This is a genomic window from Johannesbaptistia floridana, from assembly GCF_057440575.1.
Window position 1 is genome coordinate 1 of sequence record NZ_JALKVM010000234.1, and the last position, 12,071, is coordinate 12,071.

Annotated in this window: 9 protein-coding genes; 3 read left to right on the plus strand and 6 right to left on the minus strand. The window is 35.6% G+C overall.

Annotated features, from left to right (window positions below):
• Window positions 1–971: 971 nt before the first annotated feature.
• Together MW688_RS14940 and MW688_RS14945 are read right to left on the minus strand one after the other, a co-directional pair.
• Window positions 972–1,868, minus strand: coding sequence for an Rpn family recombination-promoting nuclease/putative transposase (locus MW688_RS14940; RefSeq protein ID WP_486736808.1), 897 nt, complete (start codon window positions 1,866–1,868; stop codon window positions 972–974).
• Between the two features lie 43 nt (window positions 1,869–1,911).
• Window positions 1,912–3,165, minus strand: coding sequence for a competence/damage-inducible protein A (locus MW688_RS14945; protein WP_486736809.1), 1,254 nt, complete (start codon window positions 3,163–3,165; stop codon window positions 1,912–1,914).
• Between the two features lie 95 nt (window positions 3,166–3,260).
• Between MW688_RS14945 and MW688_RS14950 the strand changes: the two genes are divergently transcribed.
• A complete protein-coding gene (locus tag MW688_RS14950) occupies window positions 3,261–3,758 on the plus strand; it encodes an HNH endonuclease (RefSeq protein WP_486736815.1) in 498 nt (165 codons plus the stop codon).
• Window positions 3,759–3,845: 87 nt separating this feature from the next.
• On the opposite strand, the gene MW688_RS14955 is transcribed toward MW688_RS14950, so the two are convergent.
• The 3 genes from MW688_RS14955 to MW688_RS14965 form a co-directional block, all read right to left on the minus strand.
• Window positions 3,846–4,472 carry a hypothetical protein gene (locus MW688_RS14955; RefSeq protein ID WP_486736810.1) on the minus strand — a complete coding sequence of 209 codons (627 nt, stop codon included), beginning with the start codon at window positions 4,470–4,472 and terminating at the stop codon, window positions 3,846–3,848.
• A 6-nt stretch (window positions 4,473–4,478) separates the two neighbouring features.
• Complete coding sequence (locus MW688_RS14960; RefSeq protein WP_486736811.1) at window positions 4,479–7,493, minus strand: hypothetical protein; 3,015 nt, start codon at window positions 7,491–7,493, stop codon at window positions 4,479–4,481.
• 417 nt (window positions 7,494–7,910) lie between these two features.
• The gene (locus MW688_RS14965; RefSeq protein WP_486736812.1) at window positions 7,911–8,501 is read right to left on the minus strand and encodes a PAP/fibrillin family protein; all 591 of its coding nucleotides are present in this window, start codon (window positions 8,499–8,501) and stop codon (window positions 7,911–7,913) included.
• Window positions 8,502–8,551: 50 nt separating this feature from the next.
• On the opposite strand from MW688_RS14965, the gene MW688_RS14970 reads away from it, so the two are divergent.
• Entirely contained in the window at window positions 8,552–8,791 is a 240-nt protein-coding gene (locus MW688_RS14970; RefSeq protein ID WP_486736813.1) for a DUF3134 family protein, read from the plus strand.
• Window positions 8,784–9,875 (plus strand): phospho-N-acetylmuramoyl-pentapeptide-transferase, encoded by a 1,092-nt coding sequence (gene mraY, locus MW688_RS14975; protein ID WP_486736816.1) that lies wholly within the window; start codon window positions 8,784–8,786, stop codon window positions 9,873–9,875. Before MW688_RS14970 ends, mraY begins: the two co-directional genes overlap by 8 nt.
• Before the next feature lie 59 nt (window positions 9,876–9,934).
• Here the strand turns inward: mraY and cdf31 are convergent, their stop codons facing one another.
• Window positions 9,935–10,843, minus strand: a complete 909-nt coding sequence (gene cdf31, locus MW688_RS14980; protein ID WP_486736814.1) for a CDF family zinc efflux transporter Cdf31 — start codon at window positions 10,841–10,843, stop codon at window positions 9,935–9,937.
• Between the last annotated feature and the right edge of the window lie 1,228 nt (window positions 10,844–12,071).

Below are 12,071 nucleotides of genomic sequence, written 5' to 3' on the forward strand. Positions count from 1 at the left end.
ACTTTTGTGGTGTCTAGCTTCTAGCTTACGACAAAATTTTAGAATAAAACAGCCCCCCTTAGTAAGCAGGGCTGTTTCGTTCTTGACAAAGAAAATGGTGAGGAGGAGCAGGGAGCAGGGGGCAGGGAGCAGGGAGAGGGGATTTTTTACTAATAATAAATCTCGGATTTATTTTTCTTTTAAAAAACATAGTAAAAAGCCTACCGTTTAAACGTTACATTTTGAAATAAAAAAATGAATGAAACAGCCCTGCCTTAGTAAGGGGGGTTGGGGGGATCTAGTCGGGATATTTAGATCCCCCCTAGCCCCCCTTGAAAAAGCTATGCTTGATAAGGAACTCGCCAAACCCTTGTATAGCAGGGAGCAGGGAGAGGGGTTTTAAGTAAAATTACTTAAGTTGTGGATAAAATGTATATTACTATACATTAATTTCTTAGACAAAATCTCAAAAAGCACCGAATCACAAGTAGCGGCTTTTGTCAAGTTTTATGTTAAGAAAGATGTTTATAAAGGATAGCCTTGTTAAGGGGGGTTGGCTCAGATCTTGCATCTTTATCAAAAGTTACTTGTGGTGGTTGAGTAATGAGTAATGAGTAATGAGTAATGAGTAAAAGAATTAATGCTAAACGCTTAAAAATTGGTTGACAGGGCAAGATCTTAGACTAAAGAGAAATGAACTTTTTCTGAGGTTAATTTAGTACATAAGTATTGGTGGAAGATGTGAGTTGGGGGCAATACTGCTCGGATAAGAATCAAACATATTTATTTTGAGAAAGCAGGGAGCACCGGAGCACGGGAGCAGGGAGAGGGGTTTTTGGCTTTGTAATTAATCTCCTTTCAACCTTACTCTAATCAATAATTTTCTCTTAACAAAAGCAGTATTGGGGTTGGGGGTATCTGTAAATATAAATATTGTTAACACTACAACGCTCATTGCTATAACTTTTGTGTCCTAACTTACCCTTACTTTGCTATAGCTGTTGATTTAACCAGTTTTCCAAATCTACTATAGTTGCTAAATCAAAAATTTCTTCTCCTAAAATATCTAATTTTTCCAGGGATAACTGCTCTATCTGAGTTTGAACTTCTGGAGTTATTTGTCCAAATTTGCGGCGAATTTGACGTAAGATTTGTTTCACTACGCCAATTCCTATTCCTTCCCTTCTCGCGAGAGAAATTTCTGCTTTCCTATCTTCAATCAGTATTTCTTGTTTCTGTATTTCTTCTAATTCTTCATTATTTAAGTTGGCTCTATTTGCTATATTTAATGCTGCTTCTATTTCTGATACTTCTCCCAATGAAGAGGGGATTACTTCTAAACTAGGTGCTGATTTAATAAAATATATCCATTTCTCACTGAGGGTTTCTAAGGCTGATAATTCTTTGTTGAATTTAGGTAATTCGAGAAACATTAATGTTAATTCGTCTCGATAATTAAACAATTTTTTCTCTTCTTTAAACCTAAACTTAGTAATAACTTCTTCACAGTCATCAAATAAAACAAAATCAGTAATTGTTAAACCTAAAAAAGGTTTCAACATTCTATAACCTTGCCCCACATCTAATTGATTTCCGTATGCTTTAGCTAAGTTATAAATTACTCGTTTTTCAAAATCTTCTACATTCAATACTTGCATTTCAATGATGACTGTTAAACCATTATTTAAAACTGCTTTTACATCTAAATAAGTTTCCTTAAGACTGTTAATAACCCCAGGATTATATGGGTTAATTATTTCTAGAGATTGAATGATATTTTGATTGTTATAAACAATAGCATTGAGAAAACTAATCAGGATGTTTTGACTGTGAATAGAACCAAAGATTTTTTTAAAGGCAAAGTCAGTTTTGGGGCTAATAAATTTCATTTTCCAAAAATTAAAACAAACTATAGCCTACATTCTACATTCTTCATTCTAAATTACTGATTTGGCGTCTTAATTGATCTAAAACAAAATAGGAAGTTAAAAAACGAATGGTTTCCCGTTCTTTGTAGGCACCAAAACGAGACACTAAACAATGAACTTGATTATCAGGACTAGCAAAACCACAGTAAACTAATCCGACAGGCTTGGTTTCAGTCCCTCCATCGGGACCTGCGATTCCAGTAACACTTAAACCCCAATCAGTATTAAAACGCTGTTTAACATTAACAGCCATTTGTCGCGCTACCACCTCGCTAACGGCACCAAACTCAGCTAAATCTTCAGGATTAACCCCGAGAAGATTTACTTTAATAGAATTATCATAGGCAATTAAACCCCCGAGGAAATAGCTTGAACTTCCCGGTACACTTGTTAATAATTGACCGATACCTCCTCCAGTACAAGATTCTGCCACGCTAACTGTTTCTTGTTTTTGACGGAGTAGATTTCCTACTACTTGGGGTAGAGTATCGCTATCTGCGCCGAAATAATCTAAACCGGCGATCGCCTTAATTTTTTCTGCTACTGGAGTAATTAATTCCTCAGCTTGTTCTCGGGTATTAGCTTTCGCTGATACGCGCAGACGTACTTCTCCTATAGAAGCATAGGGAGCCACAGTTGGATTAGTCAAACTAAATAAATCACTCACTTTAGCCGCTAAGGCAGATTCACCGATGCCTCTAAACCTGAGTGTACGACTATGGATAATTTCTTTTCCCCAGCCTTGACTTTTCAAAAAAGGAATTGCTGTTGCTTCCCACATTGCCTTCATTTCCTTTGGCACTCCGGGAAAAGTTAGAATAGTCAAATTAGGGCGAGGTTGCCAAATCATCCCTGGCGCTGTTCCTACTGGATTAGGTAATACTTGAGCACCCAAAGGAATTAGAGCTTGTTTAGCATTATTAACAGTCATTTGGCGGCCTGTGAGGGCGAATTTAGCTTTAATTTCTGCTAATACTTTTTGATTCTCTACTAACTCCGTGTTAAAAAAAGCTGCGATTGTGGCAGTGGTTAAATCGTCTGGTGTGGGACCTAATCCTCCTGTAAAAATCAGCAATTGGGATCTTTGACTAGCAATAGCGATCGCTGTGGATAATCTCTCAATGTTGTCACCTACTACTGTTTGATAGTAGTGTGGTATTCCTAGTTTTGCTAGTTCTTCTGCGAGAAATTGGCTATTAGTGTTAGTAATTTCTCCTAGTAAAAGTTCTGTCCCTACACAAATAATCTCTGCACTCATTCTCCTCCTGTGTTAGTTTTGGTATCAAGGTAACCGACAAAATTCTTAAATAAATGCTAATATCATGGATAAATTATAATCTTTTTGTAAAACCAATGGCCAAGGTTTTAGTTTTAAATGCTTCCTATGAACCCTTAAATATAACTAGTTGGCGCCGAGCTGTAGTTTTACTACTAAAAGGTAAAGCAGAACAACTAGAAAACGATGGTATTCAAGTGTATCATGATTTTCCTCTGCCTACGGTGATTAGGTTACTCCACTATGTAAGAGTTCCCTATAAGGAAATTCCTTTAACTCGCCGTAATATCTTAGAACGAGATCGGCACAGTTGTCAATACTGTAGCTATAAAGGCGAACAACTAACCCTTGACCACGTTGTACCTCGTTCTCGTGGTGGTGGAGATAGTTGGGAAAATTTAGTTGCTGCTTGTGTACGTTGTAACGTTAAAAAAGGTAATCGTACCCCCAAAGAAGCTAGTATGACTTTACGTTCTCGACCTAGACAGCCATACAGCAGTCTACACTTTGAAATTGTTAAGCACACAAGAGGTAATAGTAATCAGGAGTGGAAAAAGTATGTTATTGGTATTTAATTCAGTATTTGATCGTTAGACTGTATAGATGTGAGCAAGAATCCCCGATTTATAACCACCATTGGGGACTTGCCCTCAAACAGCTATTTAGGGCTTGTTTAATAAATCAGGATAAATATACCAAATACTAACAAAAGCTAGTCCGATGATCACCAAAATGGTCCAATAATAGCGGTCATTTTGCTCAAACTTAACTATCGATTCACCAAATCCTGCAATATAACTGTTTATAGCCTCCTCTTCAGCTTGAACATTCAAAAGGGTTTGACGGGATGAAGTTAAATATGCTTCACTGGCTTGTTTATCTAAAAAGAATAAACGATTATCTCCTCGGAGATAAATTTTATAAATATATATAGTTTGAATAGATTGATTAAAACTTTGATTACATTTATCTGGATTACGAGTGTTGAAGTGCTCATGGTCATCATCCAAACAATTATAGATTTTTTCTTCTTTGACTTCTACACCTGTTAAGGGAAATTCAACAGTAGAGTGATTAATCAATCCATAAACAAGTTGAGATTTTCGTTGACAAGTAACCTGATTAGGGGCAATTCGAGAACAGCTATACTCAGTGTGATTGATAGGATAGATTAAAATAACCATGATCAGAAGAAGGCTAAAGGCAGTAATTATGCCTATAAGAATATTTTGATAATTTCTGTGAGATAATTTTACTTCCATGGCGATCGCCTTTTTCCCAGTGACCATCAAAAATTAAGAAATAACTCTACGGACTTCTGTTAAAAAAGCCAACAAATTAAAATCAGCCTTACCTTCAGGATATTTAAATAAAGAACGTTTAGCCACAGACTCTTCAGAGATAATTTGTTGATAGGGATTTAACTTGATACTAGGCTTAGTAGTTTTCTCATAGCGAGAGAAATGAAAGAGAATCAGATATTGCAACAAATCATTCTTACATCCTTGATTATAGAGAAGATTTTGTCGAATCGCCTGGTCATCCAAGAGATCCTCATATACACCCACAAGAGTTGCATAGGATACCACGCCATTATAAAAAGAATCTTCTTTTTTAACAGCAATACCATTAAACAGATTAAAAAAGATTACAGATTGTTGACTCGGATCATTTAGCAATTTTTGCAGTTGACTAGTATCCTGTAAGTATAAAGCTTTCTCTAAATCACCTTTAAGTTTACGCACATAATATTGTTCAATAAACACTGGATAAAGGTGTAAATCTCGATAATCTTGGTAGAGATATTTAATTAATTCTTTAGATAAGAAAATATTCTCCTCTTGACTAACATAGAGATGACTAGTGTAGGGAGTCTTAGCTAAATAGATAATTTGACGATAGCCTTGGTGATAGAGACTAGTAACAGCATCAAGAATGATACCCGGTTGTCTGTACATTTTTTCCGTGGGATAGTTAGCAGATAGACGTTTTTTGGTTTTAACTTGTACTAAGCCAGAGGGTAAAAGATTAATAGTTACTACTTCAGCTATTAAAGTAGAAATTCTGGCCGTGCGATCTCCCTTTTTCCTAGCATCACATTCACAACTACTAACAATAATCAAAGCTAACTTATCAAGAGTGGGAGTAACTTCGGGGTTAAGAAAGCGGAAGTTTTTAGGAATCACCGAATAGAGAGAATTCAAAGCATTTTTTTGTTTAAATTCAAAAGCATTTTTTTGTTTAAAAGATTCCATAGAAGTCACATCCAAGCCTTGGGAATTAGCCAAATGGTCTAAACTCAATATATGTGCCAAGACTTTCGAGTAATCAGTCATATCTTTTTCTATATCTAAGACTTTATTTTTGTTGCCTTTGTCTTGGAGATGGAGTCTCAGAATAGGGAGAAAAAGATTTTCTTGGGTGGTATCCACAATAATTTTCAAACAAAGATAACAGAGAAGAAACCAGGTAAAACGGTAATAGAAATATTGAGACTGACTCAGCTTTTCTGTTGTGGACTTATCATAAATAAAATTAATTAGCTTATTGTCTTTTAACGCCTCGTATTTTTCTCTTGTTTTCTTGTCTTTAGGTACTAAAAGTACAGGGAGTACTTTAATTCCCGTTAAATCGTATTCTAAACTAAACTTTTGCTCTTGTGAAGTTTGATGATAACGAATATCCTCTATAGTTAATTTAGCAGTCATTTGACACAAAGCGTAGGGATTAACGGCAGCTTCGCCGATACTAATATATCTCAAAGCTTGTTTTTGTTTCACCACATCTTTAAAAAAACTAGAAGAATCTAAAATTTCTTCTACATTATTTTTTAAAATTCCTCGATAGATTTCGATATGTAGGGGATATTCTTTCGGTTTAACTAGGGTACTGTGTCCCAGAAATTTTTTCAGTAGTTGTTTTAGTGTAGTGATTTTCTTTTTTATTCCCAATTCTTTCTTCTGTAAACCTTTGCTAAAACGCGCTAACAAATCACGTTTTTTTTGTTCATCGTCCCCTTTTAGAGTAGTTAAATATTCTCTAACAAAAACTGGTACTGGATCATAATCTAATTCTTGGGAGGGATGATAGTTTGATTCATCTGGTTGACAACGGGAAGCAAAAACAAAAAAATAAACACAAAAGCGACTTAATACTTTGCTAATAAAAGACTCTCTTTTGTCTCCTTTTAACTCTTCTTGATGTTCTTTACTTCTGCTATTAATCAAATTAACATTATAATCAAAAACCGACTCACCTTTGCTGGTTTCTACGTTGTTATTTAATTTGAGTTTTAGTCCAAAAATAAATTCTCGACTATCTTGGTTAGGATTATTGGTTTCTCCCAGAAAACCACTAACTATGGGAATAATCGGTAAACATTCAAAGGCGTTAGCTTGGGATAATGAATATTTCAGATCTATATTTACTCCTTCGTAGGAAACTTGATAGTAGTCATCTGGGACATCAGCTTGGGTAAAATATTCTTTTAATTGTTGAAGTCTACGAATTAAGTCTCGTAGATAAAATACCTCTATATATCTCTCTTCAGGAATATTTGCTTCAATATATTCTAAATATTTAATACTAGCTTCTTTCTTTAATTGACCAACTACCTCAGTGTTAACTAATTTTTTTAAGGCGTTGAAATCGGGGTTATTGACGATTTGTCCCTCTAATATTTCTTCTAAGTCTTCAACATCATCATCATCAGGAGTTAAACTATTTTCTAAATAACTACGTAAACCTTGGGTTACATTTTCTTCAAGTTTACTTAATTGTCCCACGGATATAGCCAGTCTATGGAATTTGAGAGATGATTTACTGCCTTTTTCTTTTGGTTTAATCTCCAGCATTTCTTGCCTAAGATTGCCAAGAGGAGTAAAGGGATAATTTAAGCTAATTTTTTTTCCAGGTGTTTGGTTACGAAAGTTACTGAGATTAGAAAGTAAATTAGCTGTTAATTGAGGAATAGTAAGATTTTTAGCAAGGAGAAAATTAGTGAGATTATTAGCTAAGGTATCGTGAATAGCTTGAATTTTTTCGGGAAAGCGATCGCTAAATTCTGGACTAAAATTAATACTTGCAACTCTAGCATGGAATTCTGCTTCTAGGAGAGGATTATTTAGGGATTTTTGGGCTATTTTACTGGCTATTTCATCTAAGTATATAATTAAACGTTCACCTTTTCCGAAAAGTTTAAATAAATTCTGTACCTCATTTAATTCTTGTTTTATTGCTTCTAATATCTGGCTGTAATCTACTGCTACATTTTCTTGACTAAAGTTATTTTCTTCTAATTGGTTACTCATATTCTTTGCTTATTTTGTTGTCACCTCGTTAGCTGTGTTTATTTCTCCTACCACCATTACAGATTATTTGTTTACTTCTCCATAAGATGATAATAATTTATCTAAATAATCTTTACTAAATTCATCGTAAATTAATCGAGTCATGTTCAGCTACTTAACACCCCGTCATACATTTAATATATAATATTTTCACCAAAGAGGCGATCGCCTCTTTTGTAGAATCCCCTTAGCTCACATCTTCTACCAGTACTTATGTACTAAATAACCTCAGAAAAAGTTCATTTCTCTTTAGCCTAAGATATTGCCCGGTCAACCAATTTTTAAACGTTTAGCATTAACTCATTATTCATTACTCATTACTCATTACTTCAAGATTCATCCACCAGTAACATTTGGGTTTTGATGCAAGATTTGAGCTTAGGATTTATCTCGACTAAGAATAAAAATATTACCTTGATTACCTCTACCTAAGCGCATTTCTTCATCAAGATAAGTAATTTCTAACCAGCCTGTTTGTTCGCGATTGGGGATTTTAAAATCTAGAGGGGGGAATTTTTTGCCTAACTCTATATCTTGAATAAACTGTTCAGGAGAACGATAATTAATTAAACGTTGGGAAACAATAATATTGCGTTCAAAAATAACATTGACACGAGTTTGAGAAACAGTTTCAAAACGTGCGCAAACACTCACTAATCCCTCTAACCAAGGAATACCCACTAACTCAGCAACATTGTACAAAATACTCTGTTCAGCGCGGATATATTGATATACTTGTCCCAATTGTAGGAGAGGAAAACGGTCTATCCCTAATATACCACGGCTAGTTGTATAGAGTAGTTTCCAATTACCATCTAAAAGAGAAATAGCATCAAAGGGATGAGGATTAGGGTTTTCATATTCTAACTGTTCAAACAGAGAAAGAACTTTAACGCGATCGCTTTCTCGGGAAAGTAAACCGCGATTTTGTCCGGCGATAGCTTCTAGTAATGCTGTTTTTTTACTCATGATTAATCGTGTTAATATCAATAAGGGAAACAATAGAAATGTAAGTAATTATGCACAATCCTTCATTAAAAAGAGAAGCACGTTATGAACCGGCACAGGTAATTCCACTCAAAAATGAATCTAGTTTAATTGATTGGTTAGCAGAAACAGGAAGATTAAAATACCGTGAACCAGTTAAAGAAGTTATTCCAGAATTAGAAGAAGACGAAGAAATTGCAGAACTCATGGAAGTAGATGACTACAACTATGATGATGATGATCTCAGCGATGCTGATTCCCCAGATGAATAAACAACAAAGGTTTATAAATAGCCAGTCCCTATTTTCTCCTTCAGGAATAACTTTGCTTATTTTACTAGCTATAGGGTTGATTTTAACAGTAGTTTGGTTATCAATTACTCAAACAAACTCCTGGTTTTATGTATATACACTATTAGCTAGTGCAATAATCAGCAGTGGTCTAGGTTTTTTAATTGTACCACTGCTAGAAAAACTCAAAGCGGCCCAAATAATCCAAGAAGACGGACCAAAAAGCCATCAAATCAAAGTAGGTACACCAACCATGGGGGGTATATTTTTTGTGCCAGTAGCTATCGGGGTGGCGGCAATTTTAGCACCAACTACCCCAGGTTTAATAGCTATATCTCTGGTAACACTCGCCTATGGATTGATTGGTTGGATAGATGATTTTTCCATACTGCGCCAAAAGTCCAATAAGGGAATCTCTCCAAGGCAAAAACTAAGTTTACAAATAATAGTCGCTGTAGGTTTTTGTCTCTGGTTAGGTATCAGCGAGGGTAGTAACCTAACTTCTCTACAATTACCCTTTTCTACAGTTATTTCTTTAGGCTGGTTATTTTGGCCTCTAGGAATATTTGTGATGACCGCAGAGAGTAACGCCACTAACTTAACTGATGGAGTAGATGGTTTAGCCACAGGGACAGGTGCGATCGCCTTTTTAGCTATGGGTATCATTATTTCTTCCACTTACCCCGATTTAGCTATATTTGCTATTAGTTTTAGTGGTGCTTGTTTGGGGTTTTTAGTCCATAATCGCTATAAAGCTATGGTATTTATGGGTGATACGGGTTCTTTAGCTATTGGTGGTAGTTTAGGGGCTATTGGTGTTTATACTGGCCAACTTTGGGCTTTATTTATAGTAAGTGGAATCTTCTTTGTTGAATCTCTTTCAGTGATTTTACAAGTATCCTATTATAAAGCTACAAAAGGTCCAGATGGTCAAGGTAAACGTTTATTAAAAATGGCACCTTTCCATCATCATTTAGAATTAAGTGGTTGGCAAGAAACCCAAGTTGTCGGTGTTTTCTATTTGATTAATGCCTTATTAGCTGGTTTTGTCTTAACCTTTTCTTAAATTACTGGGGAAAACTAGGCAATTTTCTGGGGAAAACTCCATAAAAACTGTGGAAAATGTTAAAAGGTAATTTTTTCGGTTTCATAGTTAGGTGGTTCCACATGAATTAAAATGCGAACAGGAGCAAATTTTTCTTCTAACCTGGCTTCTACTTCTTCAGTAATTTGATGGGCAGTTTCTACATCTTGGACATCTACAATTAAGTGCATTTCAATAAATACTTGTCTACCTAATAAGCCGCGAGAAGCAATATCATGACAGTTAATCACCCCCGGGACATCCTTGACAATAGCGTAAATAGATTCAGGGGCGATCGCCACTTCATCTACTAACCAAGGTAAATTCTCTTTCAAAACTTCCCAAGCGCTGCGAAAAACTAAGAAAGCTACAGGAAAAGCAAGAATCACATCTAACCACTGTAACTGAGGAAGTTCTAAAGCTTTTGCTTGCCAAATCCCCAACAAACCTACTAAAACGGTAATAGTTACCCATACATCGCTCATGGTATGATGGGCATCAGCAATGAGAATACGACTACCGAGGCGCTTACCCACATTTCTTTCATAAAAGGCAACAAAAATATTAATACCCAGAACAATTATCAATATCCATAACTCAGATATAGACACCTTAACTTCGGTAATTCCCTCTAAAAATCTTTCCCCTGCACTTTGTAGAATTTCAAAACAAGCAATTCCTAAAAAAGCCGCAATTCCTAAGGCGCCAATAGCTTCAAACTTTTGACGCCCGTACGGATGATTCCGATCTGGTTTGGGAGAAGACAGACTATTAGTGATTAATCCTAAAACATTGTTGGCGCTATCTGTAAAACTATGCAAAGCATCTGCCTGTAAACTCAATGAACCTGTAATCCATCCTACTACTACTTTGATGGCCATGACAATTATATTAAGAATAAGAGTAATTACTAAGACTTGGTTAACTTCCCGACGGTTATCTTGTATCACGATAAAATATCCACTTTTAGCTCTTACTTTATTTTAAATGGACATAATATAATTTCTATAGCACCAAGAGTGGCGATCGCTTGAATAATGTAGCTATTTTGTAGGGTGCGTTAGTGGTTGAGTAATGAGTAATGAGTATTGATACTTGTAGTAGGGTGCGGATTAGCTGTCGTTATCTTTGGTCAATCACAATGCCAGATAACGGATTGCCGTAACGCACCGTTAGATGAGTAATAAGTAACGAGTAATGAGTTTTGAAGTAAGAAGGTAGTTAGATGAGTAATAAGTAATGAGTAATAAGTAATGAGTAAGAAGGTAGCCTGTAGTTGTAGGGTGTGTTAGCGTGAGCGTAACGCACCTAGATGAGTAATGAGTAACGAGTAATGAGTAATGAGTAATGAGTAATGAGTAATGAGTAATGAGTAATGAGTAAGAAGCCTGTAGGTTGGGTTGAGGCACGAAACCCAACACTATAAAAGTAGTTGTAGGGTGTGTTAGGCCGAAGCCCTTAACGCACCGTTAGATGAGTTTTGAAGTAATGAGTTTTGAAGTTTTGAAGTAAGAAGGTAGCCTGTAGCCTGTAGGTTGGGCAGGGGGATAACCCAACAAACATGAGTAATGAGTTTTGAAGTAAGAGAATTAATGCGATCGCGCTTAAAAATTGATTCTCCCTTGTCGGCCAATTTCTGTACTTTTGTTTTGGTGGAAGATATGAGTTAACGCACCCCTACATACTATTTACTTATTATTTTGTACTACAATAGGGGTGAACTCCCCCCTAGGTCTAGTATAACTTAATGACTAGATAATTGTCAAGAATAATCAACAAACTAGATTTTGTCGGGTGTGTATTAGTTGGAATGTAGAAGATCCCCCCTTCCCCCCTTAATAAGCTATGCTTTATAAGGAACTCTGAAATCCTTGTATAGCAAGGGAGCACCGGAGCACGGTCGCAGGGAGAGGGGTTTTAAGTAAAATTACTTAATTTGCCAAACAATGTATTTTTTTATACATTATTTTCTTAAACAAAATCTAAAAAAGCACAAACCCACAAGTTGCGGTTTTTGTCAAGTTTTATGTTAAGAAAGATGTTTATAAAGGATAGCTTAATAAGGGGGGCTTTTCATCCCTCATTGTTGTTAGGTGTGTATTAGAAGAGAATTTTATTTAATGAAGAAAGATTATTTTCCCTTCCTTTTTTTAGATTTACTCTTCTTATTATGTAAAC

Coding starts and splice junctions, on each gene's coding strand:
- MW688_RS14965 (WP_486736812.1), bottom strand. CDS start 8,501: ATGAGTAAAAAAACAGCATTACTAGAAGCTATCGCCGGACAAAATCGC.
- MW688_RS14940 (WP_486736808.1), bottom strand. CDS start 1,868: ATGAAATTTATTAGCCCCAAAACTGACTTTGCCTTTAAAAAAATCTTT.
- MW688_RS14970 (WP_486736813.1), top strand. CDS start 8,552: ATGCACAATCCTTCATTAAAAAGAGAAGCACGTTATGAACCGGCACAG.
- MW688_RS14945 (WP_486736809.1), bottom strand. CDS start 3,165: ATGAGTGCAGAGATTATTTGTGTAGGGACAGAACTTTTACTAGGAGAA.
- MW688_RS14955 (WP_486736810.1), bottom strand. CDS start 4,472: ATGGTCACTGGGAAAAAGGCGATCGCCATGGAAGTAAAATTATCTCAC.
- MW688_RS14960 (WP_486736811.1), bottom strand. CDS start 7,493: ATGAGTAACCAATTAGAAGAAAATAACTTTAGTCAAGAAAATGTAGCA.
- mraY (WP_486736816.1), top strand. CDS start 8,784: ATGAATAAACAACAAAGGTTTATAAATAGCCAGTCCCTATTTTCTCCT.
- MW688_RS14950 (WP_486736815.1), top strand. CDS start 3,261: ATGGCCAAGGTTTTAGTTTTAAATGCTTCCTATGAACCCTTAAATATA.